The organism is Dyadobacter sp. HNCC25DJ183 (assembly GCF_056895175.1).
In genome coordinates this window covers 666,846-690,780 of the sequence record NZ_JBXHAP010000001.1, presented here as the reverse complement: position 1 = coordinate 690,780, position 23,935 = coordinate 666,846, and the positions used below count along the sequence as shown (strand labels likewise).

Annotated in this window: 18 protein-coding genes; 6 read left to right on the top strand and 12 right to left on the bottom strand. The window is 49.3% G+C overall.

Annotation, left to right across the window (positions count from 1 at the left end; genetic code table 11):
• Positions 1 to 59: 59 nt before the first annotated feature.
• From AC1XTG_RS02810 to AC1XTG_RS02755, 12 genes are all read right to left on the bottom strand, one after another.
• Positions 60 to 371, bottom strand: a complete 312-nt coding sequence (locus AC1XTG_RS02810; protein WP_056287235.1) for a helix-turn-helix domain-containing protein — start codon at positions 369 to 371, stop codon at positions 60 to 62.
• 141 nt (positions 372 to 512) lie between these two features.
• Positions 513 to 869: a type II toxin-antitoxin system PemK/MazF family toxin gene (locus AC1XTG_RS02805; protein ID WP_484840928.1), complete on the bottom strand. Its 357-nt coding sequence runs from the start codon at positions 867 to 869 to the stop codon at positions 513 to 515.
• Positions 866 to 1,090 carry a hypothetical protein gene (locus AC1XTG_RS02800; RefSeq protein WP_484840927.1) on the bottom strand — a complete coding sequence of 75 codons (225 nt, stop codon included), beginning with the start codon at positions 1,088 to 1,090 and terminating at the stop codon, positions 866 to 868. Before AC1XTG_RS02800 ends, AC1XTG_RS02805 begins: the two co-directional genes overlap by 4 nt.
• Before the next feature lie 73 nt (positions 1,091 to 1,163).
• On the bottom strand, positions 1,164 to 1,928 hold the full coding sequence (gene agaR, locus AC1XTG_RS02795) for a transcriptional repressor AgaR (protein ID WP_056287241.1): 765 nt from the start codon (positions 1,926 to 1,928) through the stop codon (positions 1,164 to 1,166).
• Positions 1,929 to 2,003: 75 nt separating this feature from the next.
• Positions 2,004 to 2,282, bottom strand: a complete 279-nt coding sequence (locus AC1XTG_RS02790) for an ACT domain-containing protein (protein WP_056287243.1) — start codon at positions 2,280 to 2,282, stop codon at positions 2,004 to 2,006.
• Between the two features lie 4 nt (positions 2,283 to 2,286).
• Complete coding sequence (locus AC1XTG_RS02785; RefSeq protein ID WP_484840926.1) at positions 2,287 to 4,290, bottom strand: alpha/beta hydrolase; 2,004 nt, start codon at positions 4,288 to 4,290, stop codon at positions 2,287 to 2,289.
• A 12-nt stretch (positions 4,291 to 4,302) separates the two neighbouring features.
• The gene (locus tag AC1XTG_RS02780) at positions 4,303 to 7,569 is read right to left on the bottom strand and encodes a DUF5107 domain-containing protein (RefSeq protein WP_484840925.1); all 3,267 of its coding nucleotides are present in this window, start codon (positions 7,567 to 7,569) and stop codon (positions 4,303 to 4,305) included.
• A 30-nt stretch (positions 7,570 to 7,599) separates the two neighbouring features.
• Positions 7,600 to 9,492, bottom strand: coding sequence for a hypothetical protein (locus AC1XTG_RS02775; RefSeq protein WP_484840924.1), 1,893 nt, complete (start codon positions 9,490 to 9,492; stop codon positions 7,600 to 7,602).
• Positions 9,493 to 9,544: 52 nt separating this feature from the next.
• Positions 9,545 to 10,747 carry an NHL repeat-containing protein gene (locus AC1XTG_RS02770; RefSeq protein WP_484840923.1) on the bottom strand — a complete coding sequence of 401 codons (1,203 nt, stop codon included), beginning with the start codon at positions 10,745 to 10,747 and terminating at the stop codon, positions 9,545 to 9,547.
• Positions 10,744 to 11,952 carry a hypothetical protein gene (locus AC1XTG_RS02765; protein ID WP_484840922.1) on the bottom strand — a complete coding sequence of 403 codons (1,209 nt, stop codon included), beginning with the start codon at positions 11,950 to 11,952 and terminating at the stop codon, positions 10,744 to 10,746. The genes AC1XTG_RS02770 and AC1XTG_RS02765 overlap by 4 nt, the downstream gene beginning before the upstream one ends.
• Positions 11,953 to 12,056: 104 nt before the next feature.
• The gene (locus AC1XTG_RS02760) at positions 12,057 to 12,941 is read right to left on the bottom strand and encodes an EamA family transporter (RefSeq protein WP_484840921.1); all 885 of its coding nucleotides are present in this window, start codon (positions 12,939 to 12,941) and stop codon (positions 12,057 to 12,059) included.
• Positions 12,922 to 14,961 (bottom strand): S9 family peptidase, encoded by a 2,040-nt coding sequence (locus tag AC1XTG_RS02755; protein WP_484840920.1) that lies wholly within the window; start codon positions 14,959 to 14,961, stop codon positions 12,922 to 12,924. Before AC1XTG_RS02755 ends, AC1XTG_RS02760 begins: the two co-directional genes overlap by 20 nt.
• Positions 14,962 to 15,183: 222 nt before the next feature.
• Here AC1XTG_RS02755 and AC1XTG_RS02750 point away from each other — a divergent pair, with 222 nt between their 5' ends.
• The 6 genes from AC1XTG_RS02750 to AC1XTG_RS02725 all read left to right on the top strand — a co-directional run bounded on the left by AC1XTG_RS02750 (position 15,184) and on the right by AC1XTG_RS02725 (position 23,930).
• Complete coding sequence (locus AC1XTG_RS02750; RefSeq protein WP_484840919.1) at positions 15,184 to 16,338, top strand: SIS domain-containing protein; 1,155 nt, start codon at positions 15,184 to 15,186, stop codon at positions 16,336 to 16,338.
• A 3-nt stretch (positions 16,339 to 16,341) separates the two neighbouring features.
• Complete coding sequence (locus AC1XTG_RS02745) at positions 16,342 to 17,295, top strand: carbohydrate kinase family protein (protein WP_484840918.1); 954 nt, start codon at positions 16,342 to 16,344, stop codon at positions 17,293 to 17,295.
• A complete protein-coding gene (locus tag AC1XTG_RS02740; protein ID WP_056287268.1) occupies positions 17,292 to 18,119 on the top strand; it encodes a class II fructose-bisphosphate aldolase in 828 nt (275 codons plus the stop codon). The genes AC1XTG_RS02745 and AC1XTG_RS02740 overlap by 4 nt, the downstream gene beginning before the upstream one ends.
• Positions 18,120 to 18,144: 25 nt before the next feature.
• Positions 18,145 to 18,750, top strand: coding sequence for an RNA polymerase sigma factor (locus tag AC1XTG_RS02735; protein ID WP_484840917.1), 606 nt, complete (start codon positions 18,145 to 18,147; stop codon positions 18,748 to 18,750).
• 124 nt (positions 18,751 to 18,874) lie between these two features.
• Complete coding sequence (locus tag AC1XTG_RS02730) at positions 18,875 to 19,981, top strand: FecR family protein (RefSeq protein ID WP_484840916.1); 1,107 nt, start codon at positions 18,875 to 18,877, stop codon at positions 19,979 to 19,981.
• Between the two features lie 373 nt (positions 19,982 to 20,354).
• The gene (locus tag AC1XTG_RS02725) at positions 20,355 to 23,930 is read left to right on the top strand and encodes a SusC/RagA family TonB-linked outer membrane protein (RefSeq protein WP_484840915.1); all 3,576 of its coding nucleotides are present in this window, start codon (positions 20,355 to 20,357) and stop codon (positions 23,928 to 23,930) included.
• Positions 23,931 to 23,935: the final 5 nt, after the last annotated feature.

Sequence of the window (23,935 nt, the reverse complement as noted above, 5' to 3'; positions counted from 1 at the left end):
AAAGTCATAAATTTCCCAATTGGGAAACAGTGTGTTGTTCTTTAATTTTGTTCTTGGTGTCACCCCGTCACGCTCAACCTCAAATTCCCTCCCAAACCCTCCCTCACAATCCGCATCAAAGTAGAAAGTCTGATGTCGCTCGCATTGTTTTCGATTCTTGAAATGTACGTTTTCGTAGTGCCGCATTTGTCGGCGAGTTGCTCTTGTGTCAGGCCTTGTTTCTTGCGTAGCTCCTGAATCATTGCGCCTAGTTTGAAGGCTTCAAATTCCTCTTCGTATTGCTCTCGTTCGGCTGTGCCCCGTTTTCCATATTGGTCATCCAAATGTGCGGAAAAGGATGTTAACTTTTTATTTGGAGTCTCGTTGCTCATTGAAGTACTGTTTTTTGAGTTTTTCCGCGAGATACAATTCGCTTTTGGGCGTGTTCTGGCAATCTGTGCAAAACTGATTGCCTTTTTTCATTTCCTAACACGCGTGTAAGATATCTCTCCCATTCAGATTCAATCCTCCACTTACCCTTGCTCAATACCCAACTGAAAACACAATGCATTCAAAATCTCAGCTTGTTTTCCTGGGTCCGACACTGTTCCGTATATCGAAGAAAGCCTTTGCTTATCCAACGTCCGAATTTGATGACATAGAATAATAGACTCATTACTCAGGCCAAAGTTATTAGAAGGAATCAGCACTTCATTTGGATATATTCTTCTGCCAGGCTTTCTGCTGGTAATCGGAATGACGTTTACAATATTCAAAAGATTATTGATCGCATCTTCGCTTATCACTAAAACCGGCCTGGATTTACCTTGCTCCGAACCAATGACCGGATCAAGATTCGCGCGATATATTGACCATCTCCTTACATTCATAATGTCTCGTCATCAATAGAGTCAAAATCGGACTGAACCTCACGAATGTCTGCAAGAAACAATGGATCTTTCGCGGCCATTTTCATTGCGTCGAGCTTTTGAGATTTAATATCAACCTGATCGTCAACAAATACCGTTACTTCCTTTTTATCACGAAAGTTGGGCGGCAAAGTAAGGATCACCTGATTATTTTTTACCGGACAAACGATTTTATAAGTCATAGTTGTTTGATTCTGATAATTACACTACTCTTAACTCATTAAGCCTGACTTCAAGTTCCTCCCATACATATGGCTACCCCTCCGCCACAATCACCTCAATATTATGCTGCTTCAACATCTTCAAATCCGCCTCTTCGATCTTATCATCCGTCACTACTTTGTGAATTTTTTCAAAACCGCAAATAAATGCCAGCCCCGATTTCTTGAATTTTGATGAATCGGAAACAATGATGACCTCCTCCGCGATGTCGATCATGATCTGGTTCAAGTGCGCCTCTTCCATATAGTGCGTGAAAAAGCCCGCATTGGCTTTCATGCCGTCAATGCCCAGGAAGAGTTTGTTGCAATACAATTGCTTAAAATTCCGCTCGGCCATGGGGCCAACCAGTGACATCGAGAATTCTTTCAGATAGCCGCCTGGCATGTACACTTGCAGGTTTTCGTATTGGGCCAGGTTGTTGACGATGTCCAGCGCGTTGCTGATCACAGTCAGACTTTTGAATTTTTCGAGATTGTTCGAAATCTCAAAAGTCGTCGTGCCCGAATCGAGGATAATGCTGTCGCCTTCGTTAATCAGCGACACGGCTTTGCGGCCGATCAGGCGCTTGGTGTCATGGTTGATCTTACGTTTTTCGGTGACGGTCAGCGCGATGTTATTTGTTTTAAAAGCCCCGCCGTGCGCCCGCACGAGCAGGTTGCTATTTTCCAGTTTGTCGAGGTCGTTGCGAATCGTCACTTCGCTCACTTCCAGCATCTCGCTCAAATCGTTCACATTCACTTCGCCCAGCTCGTCCAGTTTTTGAAGTATGAGCGAGCGGCGCTGCGCAGTCTTTTTCATGGAATTAAAATCTTTTGATTCGTAAATGTAGCAACATTCAGTCAGATGGTTGTGCAAAAACGGGTCGGAACGTAATCAGAGTGCCTTCGTTTCCTGTTCTTCCTCCAAATGCGCAAAAGCACGGTGCACCTCGATAATCTTTTCAATGCGGCTGATAATCAGCGTCATCATTTCTTTTGGGAAAGAGGCTTCCACAATAATGAGTTTCAATTCAGGATCTTCGGTTTTGAAGATCTGAATGTAATGCACGTCAAACCGGCTTTTGCCGAAAGTATGCAAAATGCGGCTCAAAACATTGTTCACGTCGCTGGCATAGATCGATATCCGGCTCGGACCGGCTGGCTGATTTTCCATCGAACTATCTTTTGACTTTCACCTTAAATGCAACCCGCCTCGTCTCCGAGATAAACGAATGCGCCCCGTGGCTGTCCCGGCGCGTGTTGCCGGTTTTGGGATATTCGTAAATGCCGTAAAACGTAATTTCATGTCCGTCCGGGCAATTGGGCTTAATCTGCACCTGCGAAGTCAGCCGCTCCGCACCCGACCAATCGGCCCGGGCCAAGAACAACATCCGGCGATTTTCCATGGCCACATAAGGATCTTCGGTATAAAGCCGGAGACCAAAGTCATGCAGCGAATCCAGGTCAGATTTGGTAAAAATGCTGATCCATTCGCCGGGATTAGCAATTCCGTCCCCATTTCCTTCACCGACACGCGTTTGCTTTTCGACTTCCAGATTCACATTCCGCCCGTCTGCAATGATGAAATTTGTGAGTCTTTTTTCGGATGAATAAAATGGTACTTCCAGCAAAAACTGGTCTTTTTTACCGTTATAATTCAATACTAATTTCAGCTTCGCGCGGTCTAAGGTGGCATTCCGCGAGCGTATTTTGAAACCTGTCTTTTCATGCAAAGCTCCTTGCGCCAGCTTTGCAATCGTCATCGCCGGACTGATCACTTCCACGTCTTCATCCTGTGCAATCAGCTCAACCCGAATGGAATCCACCGCCGCGCCGCCTTTATTGAATAGCACCGGATACAGCGGGATAATGTCCCCAACAGCAGGCATCTGTCGGTCGAGCGTGTACGTCGCCATTGTAATGTGGCCGGGATCGCCGTTTTTATAAATACCAACATTTGTTTGCTCTCCTGTTCCCAGCCATTGAATACGGCCTTTTGCATCGCTCCGCACATTGGTGCGAGAAATCTTACGGGTAGGAACATCCAGCTGAATGAGTTCGTAGCGCGTATTCGGTGTGTAAATGCTATCGGTAACAATCTTCACTGACAAACCAGAAACCGTCGGACCGTCGGGCAGCCATTTTTTGGTTTGTAAACCAAATCCTTCTTTACGCACATCGTCCATTATGCTGAATCCTGGTATTTTCCGATCTGTTTTCACATCATAATTCCAGACTGAAAAATTAGGATAAAGATCAATGTGATGCCACTTTTCAGGCTTTGCCAGCGGCATCCGGAAGTACTTCATGTGAAAATCAAACTGCCCTTTGATATTCACTGCATTGTGAAAGCCGCGAAAGTAGCCGATCCCGTAATGCCAGCTTTCGTAGTTCAGCTCCAAGGTTTTGTAAGCATCATCAATTTCCTGATCGTGCTGCCGTAAAAAATCCTTGCTGCCCAGATGCATTCTGATCGGCAAACCCACAAAGTTGCGCCCCATTTCCTTAAACGGCGTAAAAATTTGCAAAGCCTTTGGTCCGACTGTAAACGAAGCCGACGGACAGAAAAACGAAGCGCTCGACAGCAAATGCGGATATTTGGAAGCCACCAGCATCGACATAAATCCACCCATGCTCAGCCCCGAAACTGCCCGCGCCTCCCGGGAAGCTTTCGTGCGGTAATGCGTATCAATGTATTTAACAAACTCCGGGAAGTAGTCCACAAACTGCCGGTCTTCTTTCACCGGTGCAATGTCGTAAGGGCGCGGATATTGCGCGGGCACAAAACCGTCCCATTTGGCAATAATCACATCGTTATCTGCTACATAGCTCGTAAAGTTATCCAGCGAATCCGGTCCGGTGCGGGCGTAGTTTCCATTAAAATCATCATAGTAGCGTGCCTCACCAGAGCGGGAAACCTCACCTTCCGCCGGACCATTAAACCGCCCCGCATTCCCATGAAAATAGTAAATCACCGGGTAGCGATGCTCGGGATGCTGGTGGTAATCAGCCGGCAAAATCAGCCGAAAATTGCGCTCCTCTTTGAATACCTCGCTATAATGCTTCGCGTCTTCGATAATTCCTTTCGGCCGCGTTTGCTGAGCGTGTGCGATCAGGCTTGTCGCCCAAAACAGGCAGGCAAGAAGCTGCGTCCGGTAATGTTTGTTTTTATATAAAATCATCGCATTCATGCATTACTGTTCCTCCTTTTTACGCGTTTCGGCCAGATCCAGCGTTTTGAAAAAGAGGGTAGTGAGGTTGTGTTTCTTGTCTGCTGTTAAATCTTGTCTAAGCTTGTCGGCAAGCATTTTATCTTCCTGTGTTTTGGCTAAAATCCATTTCACTTCCGGCGCGTCAGAGCCTGGTAAAATTTCCCATTTGCGCAGTGAATCCTGCTCTGCTTTAAACTCAGTCAGGTATTTCGATGCCAGATCCGGTTTGCCGGAATCCCTCAACAGCTTCACGCCAAGGTAGTTGCTGAATGCATTGCGGTTGCCTGCTTTGTCAGGATTAAGGGAATAGTCAATAATTCTTTGCTCGTACTGGCGGGCTCTTTCCGCGTGGCCAAGTTGCTTTTCGCAATAGGCAGCCAGGTAATCGATCAGCCGCGTATCCGGTTCGTTGGGTTTTCCGGTGCCCAGGTTTTCAGGCCAGAGGCGGGCCTTTTCAAGTGATTTTAATGCTTCCTTGTACTTTTTATTTTCAACCAAAGTAAGCGCATTTGCCAGATTTGCAATTACATATAATGTATGTCCCTCCCGCGCACCTTCCTGCGGTAGTACTTTCACTTTTTCAAGCACACGCAAACTTGCCGAAAAGTTGCCTGCATTCAATAGCGATTTTGCATAATCAATTCCGATTACCGGGTTATCAGCAAAACGTTCGTACGCCTTCTGCGCGTTGGTTAAGGCTTTTTCCCGCACGCTCTCGCCCCCAGTATTGAAATGCTGGGTTAGGTAATGCCATGTGCGCCACTCCTTGGGATTGAGCTGGTTTGCTTTTTCAAGATCAAGCTGCGCCTGTTGTTTGGAAGCAGCGTCGCCTTGAAAAAGTGTTCCCCTCGCCATATAAAAAGGTGCAAAGTCGGGTTCGTTTTTGCAGGCTGCAAAGTGCGTCTTCGCGTTTTCTTTATCCGCAAGATGCCAGTAAATCAGACCCAGATAATAGCGGTTTTTCCAGGAAGGAAGCTGCTTTTCAGCCCACATTAATACGGGAATGGTTTCCAAACGAAAAGGAAATACAAACTCCGGCGACATTGCAATGGCATCCTGCAAATGCTTTTTACTTTCAGCAGGCGCGGAATCACGATTTAAATAGGCTAGCCAGTAAGAAACAGTAGGGTAGGCGGGTGCTAATGCGAGCACCTGTTTCGCTTCCTGATTCTGGCCCTGATTGACATAATCCATCGCCAGTTCCAGGTACGTTTCATGTGGTAGCTCGTTGCGGATCGCCTGCTGGAAAATGGTCTGGTTTTCTTTATTGGGCGCAAGCAGATATTGCTCAAAATGGGCGTAGTGGCTAAGCGGATCGACTTCCAGCAGTTCTTTCCAAACCTGCGCAGCTTCCTCCGGTTTGTTCAGCTTTCTTAATGCAGTTCCAAGTAACTGATAGGCAGTCAGGTTGTTGCGGTTGTAATCCAGTGCTTTCCTCGCATCGTGCTCCGCTTTTTCATAATCCTGCTTTTGCAATGCAATACCCGCCAGCTGCGCGTAGGCGCCCGATCGATATTCCATTGTCCAGGTTGCAACCGACAATGCTTCTTCCGCTTTCGTCAGGTCGCCGAGCTTGCGATGAAGTGCTCCATATAAATAGTTCGCGCCGCCGTGATAGGTATTTTCAGCCAGAGCTCTTCTTGCAAAATCCAGACCCTGCGCATATTCACCTTTGCGATAATGGTACTCCGCCAGCCTAACCAACGCGCCGCTGTGCGTCGGTTCTTTTTCCAAGACGGCCAGGAAACGCTGATGTGCGCCTTGAAAATTGCGCATCGCGTTTTCATCTTCACCCAATTCAAAAAGGCGCTCCGCTGAATGTGGATCCTGTTTTTCGGCTGAAATAATAGGTCGGTCTAAAATCTTTTCGGGCTGAACAGCATACACCAACCGATCATTGCCAACACTTACGCGAACTGATTTTTGATCGATACCCAACAACTGAATTGTTTTCACAAACACCTCCATCGGTTTCAAGTGCAGCGGATTTTGAAAAATCGTTTTTCCGCTAACCGTCACTTTTAGCGTATCATGAATGAAAGAAATCGGGTTGATAATGATTTTCAAACTATCACCAGCAGATGTCACATTCAGCGTACCATAAGGCGATGCATCCACCATCCCGCCCGCGCCTTTGACCGGGAACCAGTATTCTGTTTTGGTCTCAGAATAAAATGGTCCCAGTGACTTCTGGTTATACGGACTATGGAACCCGCTTCGCTCCGCCGCCTGGTTGAATGTCACACCCGACTGTGCCTCAATGTATTGCCCGTCTTTATCCGTCAGCAAATCTTCCCAGATGCCACCTTCACGCGCCCGCGACCAGATCCACAGTTTCTTGCCTGGCGCATCCGAATAAGGTGCCCAGTGACCAAAGCCAAATTTGCGGTCGTGCCAGTAGCCGCCAAACCATTCCGTATGCGTGCCGACGACGTGATAAGATTTGTCGCCGCCCGAATTATTGTTTTTGTAAAAAGACAGATCCACGCCTTTTTCATCCACGGGCCACGGACTTGCATTGCCATCGTGCCCCACATGATGCGTGCCCGGAAAAAAGAACTGCATATCATCAGAAGCCCGGAAAGCCGCATTTTCCCAGGAAAGATAGGAATCGTGCAGGGGTAGGGGATTGTACCAAAGACTTTGCGTTTCGAAATATGCCTTGTCTTTCGGGAGCACGATTTTGACGCGCCATTGCGTTCGCGAAGCCAGGTCCAGGCCGCCTACGACGCAGGTTACACTGCCGTCGGGATTGTTTTGCATCACATAATCCACCGCCGCAGCTGCCCAGGGAGCGTGACCGAGGTCGAGGCCGAAGTTATGCTCAATGCCGCCGCTCGTCCATGGTCCACGGATGCCGATCGCGCGGAATTTCATGACGTGATTGGTGTATACAAACTCCTCGCCCGTCGATTTCTCAGTCGCGCCCATGACTTTCCCACCCACTTCCGGCAGCACCTGCACTTTGATGTACGGGTTTTCCAGTTCTACGATTTTCCAGTTTTTGGTCGTGCTTTTGTCCGTATAGCCGTCGAAAACATAATATGGATAAAACGGCGCAACTTTTTTGCCGATTCCCATCACCGGCAGCGGGCTGGGATCAGAAAACGGGTATGTTTTCATCGCCTGGACCTGCTCGGTGATACTGGCTTTTTGCGCGATTAACGCTGGCGAAGTTGCCAGTAAAGCCAGAACAAACCGGGTTGTTCTGGCATTCAACGGCAGAGAAAAAGAGGAGAGGGCACTCACGCAGATGATAAATTTTAAATAGTCGCGATATTACTTTTTGCTTTTCAAAATAAGCCCTGCGAGCTCCATGCGGACCTTATGCCATTGCTCCTGATCGTAACTCCACACATCGAGGTTACCAATGGATCTGTCTCCGAAAGGTTCTTTAATGAGTTGATTCACAAGCGCATCCGCACGTTTGGTGTCGCCATCGAGCTTGGCCAGCAGGCGGAGATATTCGTACTCCTGGACACCGTCACGCATTGTTTTCAGACGGATCGACGGGCAAGGTTCGGATACATTGGGCACCATGCCGGGTTTGTAAATCACCGAGCCGTTTCCATTGAATGCGCGGTAGGTAAATTCCGCGTCGGCCTCAGAGGCTTCTTTATAAAAGTCTTTCCACGATTCGGGATCGTACCAGCCGCGTTCCCAGCCCGCACCGATGCCCCAGCTGATCCACGAGAAGGTTTTGTATTTCCAGCAAGACCAGCTGATCGCACGGTCGTTAACCAGCGGCAAGTCAATGAATGTCGAGCTTCCTACCCAGCTGTTGAGCTTCGCTTCGTAGAGCATCGGACCGTAAAGCCAGTCCTTGATGCCCATTTGCTGATACGATTTTACCGTATCGATGTTGTAGTTGATGGTATGCGACGCCCAGTCGGTGATCGATTTGCCGATCACGTCCATCGCTTCTTTGGTATAAGCGCCGTCCACGCGGAATTTTGCCTCGGGATATTCCTTTTTGAACAGATTACCATAAAACACCATCCGCGACCAGGCTTCGGGAAAGTACGATTCGTCCAGACCGTTCAGATACACCGTCAGCAGCGTCTTTTTAGGATTCACCATTGGCAGCAAATGCTGACGTACCTGTTTGATCGCGCTGCTATAAATAGCCTGATTGGCTGCATTGCGCTCCACTTCGGGTTTGCCGATATCCGGCCAGCCGGCAGTACCATGTTTTCCGTACACATCAAATGGAAGTGCAAAAGTTTCCAGCGGCTCGCCGTAGCCGGGGCCGTAAGCATAGCCCTGTGCAGCCGTGAAAGCTTCGCCGGTCAGGTATTTTTTGAGTTGTTTGTCAAACTTGTCCCACTGGATTTCGACCTTTCCGTTTTTCACCTGGATCTCAGGATCGTAAGTCGGGTCCATTAATGAGATTCTATTTCGCTTGAAAAGCTGGTACACAGCCAGTTCCTGTTTTGGGTCCATGCGGCTCAGGAAACCTTCGTGTTGCAGACTGGCCTTGAACGCATTTTCATTCGGCAGCTCAAAATCCCAGACCGTCATGCTCACCGGAATCTGCTTCGTCTGTCCGCCGATTGTGACCGAAATGACGCTTTGATAGGTGCCAGGTTTTGCTTTCTGCGCGTCAATGGGAACAAACTGGTCGACCCAGATGATCTGTGATTTTTGGTTGGGGATGCGGTTGTTAAAGTCGGGCAATGTGAACGGATATACCCAGCGCCCGCGCACTTTGGCGGAGTCGGTTTGGATAAATTTAAAGGGGATCAGCGCGTCAGGATACCAGCCTTTTCCCAAGCTCGCTTTCAGGTAACCCGTGCTCGTACTTTGCACATTGACAGACCATTCCAAAAAGAGCTCAGGCTTAATGGCAAGTTCTGCATTACCATTTTTGAATGGCGCCATTTCCAATTTGATCCCGGTCAGCTCGGCATCGGCTTCATTGGTCAGAACCAGCTGAAAAGAAACATATTCACCCCGCGCAGCATGCAGGGAAACCTGTTTCCCGTCGTAAATCCAGTTCTTATCCAGCAAATTTCCTTTGGCTGATGCACTGGAAGGCACGCCTTTGAACCGATGTTCTATAATTTCATTTGAAACGGGATCAAGCCTGACGGAGGAGGGTAGGGCGCGCAGTTGCCACGGGTCTGCGCCGAAAGTGTTATTGATGCTGCTGAATGCGGAGAATGCAATCATGCAAAGCATTTTTGTTGTAAATCTTAACATTTTGAAGTGGGGTTTGGGGTCGCTATTTCGTGGTAGGAAAGATCATCAGCTGGCTTAATGCCTCATCCTCGCCGATCACCATATACTTGCCGTCGGCCGACGCAGCCAGCGTGCTCAGCTGGAAGCCGCGCCACAAAATGCCTTGCTCAATGCCCGGCTCTACCATTTTAAACTCGGGATTTCCAAGATCAACAAAACCAACATTTTCATCGTAAGAAAACAAATGCGAGTAGCCCGGCGCGCCGCCAGCTAACCCGTACAATTTCCCATCACCGCCAAAAGCCAAAGCCTGCAAACGCGGCATCATCGTCGGTTTGCCCAGATTTTTGATCTTTTTAGTGGCAGGATCCAGCACAAACAATTGACCGTCACCGGCATTACCGCCGTACAATTTTCCATTCGGAGCCTTAGCCCAGGCTTCCACCTGACCTAAAACCTCGCGCCCCCAAACGGCGGGCAGCGGCGTTTCCAGGAAAGAAATGCTCTTTTTTGCAGGGTCAAAAGTGAAGATCCTGTTTCCCGCGGCACTGCCGTAAACCAGTCCTTTACTATCCTGAATCAGTGCTTTGCACAAATAAACCTCCGGGCCGACCGCAAAATCGTGCGCGTTTTTTAACTCCTTTTCCTTAGGTGCTACTTCGTCGAAAACCTGTGTCTTTTTTGAAGCGATATCATAGGTGAAAAACTTTCCGCTCGGGTAGCTGATGCCGTAAAGCGCTGTGCCTTGCGCATTGCTTAACAATGTGAAAATGTCTTCTCCGGCAATGGGGGAGCCCAGGTCTTTCACTTCAATCACGTCGCCGGTGCCGATACTTATTTGCAATAAATGCCCAGCGTTCTGGTTTTTGGTCGAATGTGACAAGGTACCTGCATAAAGCACATTTCCCGCGCCTTTACAAAAGCCTGTCTGAATGCTTTTCTGTCCGGGAATGGTTTCTTGCAAATCTTTCATAGCCAGCATTTTGCGACCGGAAAGTGAGGTGACAAAGAGGTAAGGCGACAATCCTTCCTTTGCGGTAGTGCCACCGATTACCCTGTCGCCCTGTACGTGCAGTGATGTGATCGCATTCCGGTACATCGGCAGCCGCTTTTCGCTACTATTAGGAAGCGACACTTCGATGGCAAATGCATCTTTGGGCGTGAAGAATTCGTATTGCGCAAAAAGCGGGGCTGAGCTGGCCAGCGTCAGCGCGGGTATGAGTATGTTTTGGATAAGATTTCTCATTTCCGGATTTCTTTTTCGGGATTGAACTGGATCATAAACGGCCGGCTGGAATCGCCTTCACCTGTGCGGCGACGGGCTGCAAAATACAGGTTCCCGTCTTTGTCCCTGATATCCGAACCCGTGGCCTCGGTCATGGAAGTGGTAGGGTACTCGCGCAGAATCGTCGGTTTTTTGGTCGCCGGATCGAATTCCACCAGCACCGTTTTGTCTTTCAAAACATAGTTACCGTGTCCGCCGATGATGTAGTACAGCTTGCCATTTTGGCCAATGTTCAGGTTCGGAACATAAGGTCCCCAGGCGGGCGCCTTTCCTGTTTCGATCACACCGCCAAGGTCTTCCACTTTGCCAATGCCTTGTTTTTCAGGATGGAACGCGATCAGTTTTGCGCCGTAGGTAACCAGGTAAATAATGCCTTTTGCTTCATCTTTGGCATAGGCCGTTACGCCGGTGATGATCTTGGAACCGGGCGTGCCGGGGAATGCGGGCAATGCTTCTCGGGCAAAAACCAGACTGTCGCTATCCTTTTCATACTTCACCAGCCGCTGCCGCCAGTCGACATAATAGCAGTTTCCCCACCAATCGGTGAACAATACACGCGGCACGTGCGAGCTGGCCAGGCGACCGAGGTCGCGCATTTGATTTTTTTCCGGATTGTAAACCAGGAAATGCGCCTGAGGATAGGTAATGCCGTACAATGTTCCTGTTTTCGGGTCAATATCCACATCTTTAATGCTTTCATATTGCATTCCGATTCCCAGGTTTTTCAAACCGTCTTTGGCATCCCATTTCATGAAAAAACCGCCGGCATAACCTTGCGGATGCTCCATCAAGTACTCTTCCCGCGACTCACCGCCGTCGGTAGAGAAATAAATGGAACCGTCGGGAGCCGATACGATCTTGGAATGTATTTTTCCCTGCCATTGATACGGTCGCAGGTTGGCCATTTCTTTGATGAAACCGTTGAGTTTCATCGTTTTTTGCGAAGCGTCAAACGTGTACAGACCAATGTTATTGGCGTGATTGGTGACTCCGATGTGCACGGTATTGGAAGCGGCATTGTACCCGATCGAACCCCAGGTGGAATGCGCTTCAGGAAAATCAGGGTACTCGATGAAGACGGTATTCTTATCTTCGGTGGGCGATTTCTGGGCAAAAGAAGTGGCGGCGCACATCAAATACAGCCAGAGGTGTAATGAACGTGTCAAGAAGTTAAAGGTTTAGGTAGTTATTGTTTTTGATTATGCTAATATAACTAGTCCGGCATAAATAAAATAACAAAACTTTCGAAATCTTTCTTTTTTATTTCATTTCAATTTGAAACTTCTTCGTATCCCATAAATAAGGCTGAAACAATAGCCAAAACGATACCTGCTACAATGACAGGGTGTGGGATTGTTTGATATATAGCTAGTGACAAGGCAACGGTGAGTACCGGAGAAAGAGCGGTTGTAATTGGCGCAATAATTATTGCCTTGCCGTAACGGAACGCATACACCAGGCACAATGCGCCAAATGCATTCAGCGACTGAATGATCGCCGACAAGTACGGGCCTTTAAAGCTCCATTCGATCGGCTGACTGAAATCGGTGAGATACAACGCAAAGGGAATGAGCGTCACAGAAGTCGCCATCATATAGAAATACAGACTTTCGGCGGACATAATCTCATTCGCAAAGCGCATGATGTACCCCTGCGCGCCCCAGGCAAAAAGCGGGATCGCCACCAGCAGCATCCACGTGTAACCGCTCACCTGCGTCGCGCCCGCAGGTTGGTAAGAAAGCATGAAAATGGAAACCAGTGCCAGTGCCACGCCAATCCAGCCTAGTTTGCCCGTTTTTTCGTGTAGAAGCAAAACCGCCATTAAAATCGTTACCACCGGCGTGAGCGAAAGGAGCGGAAATACCAGGTAAGCCGGCGCAATGCGCAGCACGAAGAAAAGTACCAGCTGGCCGCCCGCGCCGAGCAGTCCCGCTGCGCCGCCCCAGAGCATGGCTTTTCTGTTGAAATCCAGCTTCCAGCCTTTGATTTTTAAGGCCGCCAATGAAGCCGGAATCATCGTCAGCGCCCAGATAACATAGCCGAGCGTGGCGGGAAAACCAGCTTTTTCGGGAATCTCAATGACCGCGCCCCATACGCCGATGAACAGGACGTGAATAATTACATAAATTAACCAACTATTTGTCTTGCTGCTCATTAACACTTGCTTTTACATATTTGTCAAACCATTGAATCATCCGCGCACTCAGGTCGGCGCGGTTGCTTGGCCGCAGGTCGGGCCGCCAGCCGTGACCTTCGCTGGTATACTGTACTAGCTGTGTTTCCACGCCGCGTTTTTTGAGTGCGATGTACATTTCTTCGGCCTGTGTAAATGGAACTTCATTGTCTGTTTCGCCGTGCAAAATCAGCGTTGGCGTAGTCGCCTGGGCCACATTCCGCAGCGGCGACCATTGCCAGAGCAGGTCAAAACGATCATAAGCACGGCCGCCAAATTCCGCTTCCATTAAAGAATGGTACAGCGAAGTGCCCGCAAAACTGACCAGGTTACTCAGTCCGCCATCGGCGACCGCGGCTTTAAAACGGGGAGTTTGGGTGATGATCCAGTTGGTCATATAACCTCCATAACTCTGTCCAGTAACCCCCAATTTCTCATCGTCCAGCCAGGTTTTTTGACCTAAAATAAAATCAACACCGGCCATTAAATCCTGATAATCAGCCCCTCCCCATTTATTCAGGGTCCCATTAGAAAACTGCTGTCCATAACCGTGGCTGCCTCGGGGATTAATGTAAACCACCGCATAACCTGCCTGTGAAAGCAAATGCATTCGCTCATCGAAATCCTGGCCAAACATATTGTGCGGACCGCCGTGGATCACCAGAATGAGCGGGTACTTTATTTTTTGATCAAAATCAACCGGCGGCACAAGCCAACCTTGAACCTGAGTACCGTCAAAACTTTCAAACCAGAATGATTCAGCCGGTTGCAACGTTTTCACCGCAAGCAAAGCTGTATTCTCCTGAGTAATTTGTTCAATATGTTTTGTCACCCTGAGCGCAGTCGAAGGGCCTCTGCCATAATGCTGCTCAGTACCCAAATTTTGATTTCTAGCTATAAAAATCTCGGCCGGACAATTTGAACTCGACTTCACAAACACCAAACCCTCACCCGACGCATCTAAACAAAACTCCGAAACACAACCCGCTCCTCCCTGCACAATCTCAATCTCTTCATTTTCAATATCAACCCGAAAAACAGAAGTGTCCCCCCTGTCGCCGGCAGTAAAGTAAATATGCTGTCCCGCAGGATGCCAGCGAATATGCTCGATGCGTCGATCCAAGCTTTTGCTGATGTATTTTGATGTTCCGCCATTGGCCGAAACCAGCGCAATGTGCGTGTCTTCGGCGGGACTATCGTTGGTGCCGATTGCTTCTGATATCGCCAGAAATGCAATATGATGTCCATCGGGCGACCAGGCTGGCTGGTAAGCGAGGCCTTTGCTGTCAGTCAGTTGCGTAATTGCTTTTGTATTGATATCAACCATCCAGATTTCGCTCTGCTGGATATCATCAGGTCTTTCGGTTCTGTTACTGACAAATGCAATGTGCTGGCTGTCAGGTGACCAGGTGATGGAATGCTCGTTGTAAGAACCAGACGTAATTAACTCTGGCGCACCGCCCGTAGCCGGGATCAGGTAAATGTGCGTTCCGGCCTGGTCCGCATAGGTCGGTCTGCCGCGGCCGCCTTTGCTTTTATATAGCAAGTCGTCGAATACGCGCACAGCTGGTTTTTCTGTTTCTGTCACCGAAACATCAGCACTTACATAAGCAACGTATTTCCCATCCGGCGACCAGAGGCAATTATTTAAGGCAAGATGATTGATGAAATACGAAGACTCATAACGCTGCACCAGAAAGCGGCTGTTTGCATTGGCTACATCATATATATGCAGCGCTCCGTCTTCGGTTTCGTATAATAATGCCGTCCCGTTAGGCGACCAGGCGTGGGCAGTGCCGCGGGCGACGGTTGTTTTGGTTTTACCTTCCAGCTGCATTAAAATGATTTCATCGTACCGGCTGTCCGCATTGAAATCGGCTAATCCAAGGTGATAAACAAGATATCGGTTATCGGGCGACAATAATGGTGTGCCTGCCTTTCTGATTTTGCATAAGTCTGCTATTACAAGTCCTTGTGGCGAGGCCTTTTCAGTAGGGATCATAAATGTGGGTCAGGAAGCGATTGTCTGCATGGCAAGCCGGTCACCGGTTGTTGCTTGCTTAATATACGCCTTTATTTTTCTTGCAAGATAGGGGTAAGATTAAATAAATTAAAAGAAAGGTTTAGTAATATTTTTTACTTTCGTTTTATGATGTTTAATTTGAATCGTCATATTAGCATACTTCAAAATTTTACAAAACCACCATCCTCTGATACTGCGGGAATGATAAAAATTAACAGTGGCATCCATGCGCCCGAAAGCCATGGGGAAGCACACACGCGAAGAGAGATACTGTCACAGCCTGCGCTGTGGGAAGAAGTATACCATTTAGTCCATCAGCAAAGTGAAGCGATCGCGGGTTTTCTGAACCCGATTCTCGAAAAGGAACAATTGCGCATTGTGCTCACCGGCGCAGGTACCTCTGGCTATATCGGCGATTCCGCACAGGGAACGTTGCAAAAAGCCTGGCAGAAGTCCGTGCAGGCAGTACCAACGACCGAGATTGTCACACAGCCGCAAGCTACATTTATACGATCGGTGCCCACGCTGCTCATTTCATTTGCCCGCTCGGGAAACAGTCCGGAAAGTGTGGAGACCGTGAAGCTGGCGGATCAATGCTGTGATGAAGTATACCATCTGATCATCACCTGCAACAGCGACGGCGCGCTCGCTCACACGGGCGCCGCTAACCCGGATAAAGCTTACTGTATCATATTGCCCGAAGCGACCAACGATAAAAGTCTGGCGATGACGAGCAGCTTTACCTGCATGCTGCTTACGGCGCTGCTGGTGGCGAATGTAGCTACGATTGAAGGGTCGTATTCCAAAGTGCAGCACATAGTTGCGCAGGGAAAAGTGATTTTTGAAAATAAATTTTTACTCGAAAGCCTGGTACAAAAGGGCTTTGAAAGGGTAGTTTTTCTGGGCTCGGGTGAAATGCTGGGAATTGCCAGAGAGTGCCATTTGAAATTGCTGGAACTGACCGACGGAAAACAGGTATGTATGTCGGATTCCTTTCTGGGCTTCAGACACGGGCCGCGGGCTTTTGTCAATGAAAATACGCTATTGGTATACCTGTTTTCAAGAAACCCGCACATCCTGCGCTACGAGCGGGACCTGGCGGAAGATACCGCGAGAGATGCAAGGTCTATCAGGTCGCTGCAAATAGGACGCGCGGGCGGACTTGAACTGCCGAACAGCAATACAATTACATTGAAAATGGATCCCGAAAACGAGTACCAAATGATCGCCGCCACCCTCGTGGGGCAGCTGATGGGCTATTACAGCGCGCTGCATGCGGGACTTAATCCCGACAGTCCGTCCACATCGGGCTCGATCAGCAGGGTAGTGCAGGGAGTGAATATTTATCAGGAGTAAACCATGTCAAACGCGAAGTTACTGGTCGTAGGCGAACTCAACGTCGACCTCATATTGAACGAAATCCATGCTTTTCCGAAGGTAGGCAAGGAGACGATTGCGGAAGAAATGAATATCTGTCTCGGCAGCTCTTCGGCGATTATGGCAGCGAACAGTGCTGCGCTGGGTGTTGATACTGCCTTTTGCGGGATTGTGGGTGATGATTATTTCGGGGAATTTGTCCTGCGGGAACTTCGGAGCAAATCGGTTGACTGCGTGCACATTAAAACACAAAAAGGCCAGAAAACGGGCTGCACACTCGTCATGAGCTACGAGCAGGACCGCGCCAATGTGACTTTTCCGGGTGCAATGAATGCATTGACCATCCACGATATACCATTTAATGAAGCCGCGGCTTACCAGCATCTGCACTTGTCGAGTGTGTTTTTGCAGCAGGGTATCCAACAGGACATTGAGCAGGTACTGATCCAGGCCAAAGCAGCCGGGATGACGACCTCCCTCGACCTGCAATGGGACCCTGCCGAGCAATGGGCATTCGACTATGCGCGCTGCCTTCCTTATGTGGACGTTTTCATGCCCAATGAAGCCGAACTGCTCGCACTTACAGGAGCCAGCTCGGTCAGCAGCGCCATTGAAATGATCCAACCCTATTTGAATACGCTGGCTTTGAAAATGGGCCGGAACGGGAGTATGGGTATCCGCGGCGACGAGCAGGTGGCCGTACCTGCTTTCGAGGGGACGCAATTTGTGGACGCGATCGGCGCGGGCGATTCATTCAATGCGGGGTTTATAAGGAAATATATGGCTGGCGGCAGTCTGGAAGACTGTCTGCGGGAGGGAAATCTGATGGGCGCCGTCAACACGACCGCCGCGGGAGGCACCGGTGCATTCTGCGACCGACAAAAGCTGAGCGAAAACATACAAGCCTTTTGGGGGCTGGAACTAAACCTGATATGAGACTGAAAGAAAAATTAAGGGAACTTACGAAGCTTAAAAAAGGCTTGCTGGCCACCAATTATTATGATCTGGAAACCCTTCACGGCGTGTTACAGGCAGCAGCGGATTTGAAACAGCCTGTCATCTTGCAACTTACCCAAAGCTCCATTGACTATATGGGGTTGAAAACGGCGGTCAGTCTGGGACGGAACGGACTGGAAGAGTTCGGCGTCGAAGGCTGGATCCACCTGGATCATGGCGGGTCGGTAGACCTGGTGCAGCGTTGTCTGGATGCAGGTTTTGATTCGGTAATGATCGATGGGAGTGAGCTGCCTTTTGAAGAAAATGTAAAGCTTACCAAAGAGGTTGTTCAGCGGGCGAAAAGTTATGGTGTGCACGTAGAAGCGGAGCTGGGTTATGTGGCCAAGCTGGGCCAGTCGCATGACGGCAGCGGATTTACCCAGCCTGATGAAGCGGCGGCTTTTGTAGAGGAAACGGGTGTGGATGCATTGGCAGTCGCAATCGGTACCGCCCACGGTTTTTACAAACAGGAGCCCAAACTCGACATTGACCTGCTGCGCCGGATCGCAGAAAAAACGGCCGCTACCCTCGTTTTGCACGGCAGCTCCGGCGTGCCGCACAATCAGGTACAGCAGGCGATTTCCAACGGAATTTGCAAGGTTAACCTGGCTACCGAGATCAAGAATATATTCATGGCTTCGCTCAAAACGGAACTGACCAATAACCAGGACATCGACCTGCGCAAGGTATTCCCAAAAGCAACCTGCAAGATCACCGAGCTGGTGAAAACCAAACTGGAAATGGTTGAGAATGTGACGGTGTAGAATAATCCTATAATCGGACAGGCGCTTGAATGGTACTATCGACATATCTGAACAGGTTTCGCATGAGTTGTTGTGGGACCGGTTTCGGGCGGGCAACAGGGAAGCATTCGGGAAGCTTGCGCTGCATTATTATCCGTTGTTGTACAACTACGGGTTCAATCTGAATTCTGACGAAGATTTTGTTTCCGACTGCATTCAGGAGCTTTTCCTCGAACTATGGGAGCGACGCACGTTTCTCTCACAAACCAACTTTGTAAAAACCTACCTGCTCCGCGCGCTGCGAAATAAGATCTTCAAAGAGAGCATCCGCCTGAAACGCTTCAAGGAACCCAAAGATGTGCCTTTCGCCACGGGTTCCGACATTTCCATAGAATCGATGCTGGTTTTGAACGAGGAAGAAGCGGCGCAGGCCAAGCAGCTGAATGCGGTTTTGAAAGGACTTACCACCCGCCAGCAGGAGATTGTATACCTTCGCTTTTACCAAAGTCTGGAATTCGACGAAATCGCTCATATAATGGGTCTTTCGCGCCAAAGCGTGGCCAATTTGCTTCACCGTACACTGAAAAAGATCAAGGAAGGCTGGGCTGTGGTTTTGTTTTTGTCCGTACTTCTTCTTTTTTCTTCCCATTAAAACCCGCAAATCAGCGTATTTGGGGCATTTATATCATTATTTGAAAAAATAATTGAACTACCCTGGGTATGTAATGCATCAAAACGGACTATAAGGTGATTCCTAAGTCAAATGCATTGCATTCATGCCCGATTACAACACTTATACGATTGAAGATTTAGCCCGCGACGCCTACTTCCGGCATTCGGTTTTGCAGCCGGATAGCGAGTCGGATGCATTCTGGCAAACGTGGATTTTGGCCGGAGAAGGCCAGAGGGAGCGTTTTGAAAAAGCGCGTTTGCTGGTGATCGCGCTGGAAAGTCAATTTCACACAAAACTTCCGGAAGCCGAAGTAAAGCGTCGCGTAGCTCAGTTGCTCGGTAAGTTGGGTGAAGTAGACGGAGCGACCGATACCACAAAATCCTTCCTGTTTCATTACTGGTGGCGGGTCGCGGCGGTGCTGATCATTGGTCTGGGTTTTATGCTGTGGACGTGGCGTCACAATCCGAAAGGCGGCTTTTCAACAGATGAAACCGCACAGATTTCTGACATTACAACCCAATTAATTGCCAGAGAAAATACCACAAAGCACAGCCAGACGCTCATTTTGAGCGACAGCAGCATTGTAACGCTTTTCCCCGGAAGCAAGCTGCAATTCCCGGAAACATTCAGGGGCGAAAGTCGGAAAGTGACCTTAGTTGGCGACGCATTTTTCGAAGTGACTCACGACGGCAAGCCATTTCTGGTATACGCCGGCGAAACGGTGACGCGCGTTTGGGGCACGCAATTCCGCGTCACAGCCTTTCCTCAAAACAAGGATGTGAAGGTTAGTGTGAAAAGCGGAAAAGTATCCGTTCACAAAGCCGGCGAATTTATCCTTCCCAAACCTTCCGAAAAACACGAAATTCCCGGCGTAATGCTCACCAGGCACGAGCAGGTCGTATTCGACAAAGCGCTTGATGCATTGGAAAAAACACAGTTGACGGACTTGAAAGTCATCACGCAAAATACCGATTCGCAGGCGCAGGTATTTGTCGATACGCCGGTAACGCAGGTTTTTAAAGAGCTGGAAAGCATTTACGGTATTCAGATCAGCTTCGACGAACGTGTTTTTGCAGACTGTAAAATCATCACATCATTCCGTGGAGAAACGCTGATAGAACGTGTAAACAGCATTTGCCAGGCCATCGAAGCCAGTTACGAGCCAGCGGGTGGGGCAATCGTCATCTCCGGTAGTGGGTGCAGGGAGTAGGGGGCTATCCGCTTTCGGCTGTCGGCTGTCCGCTTTTTGTCACCCTGAGCGGAGCGGCCGCCGCTGCGGTCGAAGGGAACATGCAGCACGTTACCCTTCGACCGCCCGGCGGCCCGGTCCGCTCAGGGTGACAAGGCAATAACAACAACACAACAACTAGTAGCCAGCAACAAAAGCTAGAAGCTAAACCAAAAATTGCCTATGAACTAAACCTCTTACCAGATCCCACAAAAAAGGGCTGGCGGTGTTTGAGCCACCACCAACCCGGTCCCGTAACCATTGTACACCTGTAAGCATGCAAATCTTCAAAGAAGATGAACGGGATTATTTTGCCTTCAACCCTAATCAAGATTTCGACAAAACGATCAAAATTATGAAAAAACAAAGACAAGCGCTTTGGCTGGCACGTACAATTATGAAAATATCAATACACCAGTTTTTGTTGGTTTTTCTGTTTACCGGCGTAAGCCTCGCCCGGCCCGCCGATGCCCAAAATGCATTGAACCAGAAAATTACCATTCAGGCCGAAAACGAAGGATTGCGTCATGTGCTTCGCCAGATCGAAAAAATGACCGATGTGCATTTTACCTACAATGCCACGCTGATCGCGCCTGACCAGAAGGTAACCCTGGCCGTCCGCCAGCAACCGCTGTCCGATGTGCTGGATGAGCTGCTGCTGAGATCAGGCATCCGGTACAAGGTGCAAGGCAAACAGATTATCCTGCAAAAAGCGCTACCTCCGACAAAAGAAGCCGGAGACCAGGCCGAAACGTCGAATGCGGTCTCGCCCGGCGCAGACCGGAAAATCAGGGGCATTGTCCGCGATGCAGCGGGGGAGGCACTCCCGGGCGTGAGCGTAATGCTGAAAGGCTCGCAGCGCGGGACATTGACCAACACCGACGGTGCCTTTGAGATAGACGTGCCGGATGAAAATGCGACGCTGATATTATCCTATGTGGGTTATGTCAACAAGGAAATTGCCGTAAGCGCGCAAACTACCTTCAATATCGTGCTCGAATCGGACGTCAAAATGCTGGATGCAGTGGTGGTTACCGCGCTGGGTTTTAAAGAGTCGGCGGACAAGCTGGGTTCTACCAGTTCAAAAATCACGGATAAGAGCATTGCCGCTTCCGGCGAAACCAGTTTGCTTAACAAAATGGCCGGAAAAGCGTCCGGCGTGTTTATCGGAAGGTCTTCCGGCAGCGATCCGGGCGGCGGTTCGTTCGTGCAGATCCGCGGGGCAAGCACATTGTCGGGCTCGTCGCAGCCGCTTTACATTGTCGACGGTGTACCTATAAACAGCTCCGTTCATGGGGGAACCAACATTCGCGGCGTAGTGCAGCAGTCGCGTGTGAATGACATTAATCCCGATGACATTGCGTCCATCCAGGTTTTAAAAGGCGCGTCGGCAGCTGCGCTCTGGGGCTCGCGGGCAGCGAATGGCGTGATTGTGATTACCACCAAAAACGGTTCTTATAATGATAAAATGAAGATTTCATTCAAATCGAGCTATTCAATGGATGAGATCAACCGCTTTCACCAGCGCCAAACGGCTTATGGTCAGGGCGATCAGGGAAAATTCAATCCGGCTTCGGGGAATGCTTGGGGCGATAAAATCGCTTCAAGAGCAGGCGGTGCGGATGAAGTGAACCAATCCGGCGAGTTCTTTGAAGGTTACCAGACCGGACAAAAGTATTACCCAATTATCAGGAAAAATTCGCAGGAAGTTTTTGCCGACAAACAGTTCGACGCCATTTTCAGAAATGGATATGCATTTGATAACAGTTTGAGCCTGAGCGGAGGCGGCGCGAACTCCAATTACCTGTTCAGTCTGAGCGATGTGTACCAGAAAGGCGTTTTTCGCGAAAACAGCGATTACAGACGCAGCACGATCAGGTTGAATATCGAAAGCAAGCTGAGCGAAATCATCAAGCTTTCGACGCATGCTTCTTATGCGATGATCCGCTCTGAGCGTGTGCAACGATCGAATAATACAGCGGGTATGCTGCTGGGATATTACCGGATGACGCCCGATTTTGACATTACCGACTACAAGGGCAACTATTACAGCGGCCCTAATGCAGCACCGATCGTAAACCGCCAGCGTTCGTACCGCAATTATCTGGGTAATAGCTCCAATCCGGTGTATAACAATCCATTATGGACGATGATCGAGCAGAAAAATCCGAACTCTGTCAATCGTTTCATTGGTAGCGCGGAGCTCACGATCACGCCGTTCAAAGGTCTGGATATCATCAATCGGATCGGGATTGACAATTCTTCGGACGTGCGCCAAACCTATTTCCCGGTTAATTCCGCGCAGGCTGATGCGGTGAATTTGAATGGAAGGTATGGTGAAGTGAATATTCTGGAAAACCAGCTGAACTATGATCTGATCGGAAGGTACAGCCACAATTTCAACACCAATTTCTCGGCAAACCTGATTGCAGGTTTTAACCTGAACGACCGAAAATACGCTGATCTGGGCGGGGAAATGTCTGATTTCCTGATCGCGGACGGTCCCTGGAATTTCTCGAATGCATTGACGGTCAACAAAAATCCGAACAACGGCAAGACCTACATTCGAAGTGCGCGGGCATATTCGGTACTCGGGCTGTCGGTTTACGAAGCATTGTTCTTCAACTTATCATTCGCCGGCGAGGCAGCGTCCACTTTCGGCGAAGCTTCTGACAACACTTTCTATTATCCTTCCGGCGATGTGGCGTGGCAGTTTACGAAGCTGAAATTTCTTGAAAGAGCCAACTGGCTGTCTTTCGGAAAGCTCCGCGCTTCGTATGGAGTAGTGGGCTCGCAGCCAGCGCCTTACCGTACCAGAACGCTGTTTGTGCCCGGTAACTCGCTCTATGGAAACGGATCGTACCTGCAAAGTGCCAACTTCGGGAATGACCAGCTCCGGCCCGAACGAAAAACAGAATATGAAGTAGGCGCCGACCTCCGGTTCCTGGGAAACAGGCTGAGAACGGAGATCACCTACTACAAAAACAAAACGACCGACCTGCTGCTGTCTGTGCCGGTGCCCAATTCCACTGGTTTTTCCAGCGCTTACCAGAATGCCGGAACAATGCAGAACAAGGGTATCGACTTCGACCTGAACTATGACATTTTCAGAAAAAAAGACCTGACACTTTCGCTCAATTTTAACCTCAACCGAAACCGCAGTCTTGTCACCGACCTGGCCGGTGCCACGGCAGTTCAGGTCGGTGGGATCAGCGGGTACATGACGATCAATGCGTTGGAAGGACAACCTGTGGGCGTATTCATGGGCGGACATTATGCCCGCGATGATCAGGGCAATAAGATTTTCGATGCCAATGGTTTTCCGACGGTGAATGCGGCCAATGCCAAAATCGGTGATCCTAATCCGGATTGGAGAGGCGGTTTCGGGGCGAACCTTTCTTACAAATCCTTCTCGCTCGGCCTGCTGTTTGAAACCTTTCAGGGCGGGGACTTTTTCGAAGGGACGCGAGGCGTGATGTATTCGCATGGTACCCACGAGGATGTGGGCAAAGAGGTGACGTTGACCAGAGATCTCAAAAACTTTAAAGGGACAGTAGTACCCGCCGGAACCACGGTCAGAGGAAATATTGCAGACCTCGGCGCCGGCGAAGTGCTGTTGGACGAATCGTATTACACCACATTGGGCGGCGGTTTCAGTGGATTGAAAGAACAATTTGTGGTAAACGGAAGCTGGACACGGTTGCGCGAGCTTTCGCTGGGCTACACATTACAGTCTGCCACTTTCAGAAAAGCAACGAAGCTGCAATCCGTGGAGTTCAGATTATCAGGCCGTAACCTCTTCCTGTGGACCGGCGTACGTGGAATTGATCCGGACTCTAATCACACGCAGGTGTCGCTGGGACGCGGGCTGGATTACTTTGATAACCCCGGTACCCAATCTTATTTGTTCTCTTTACTCATTAACTATTAATTAGT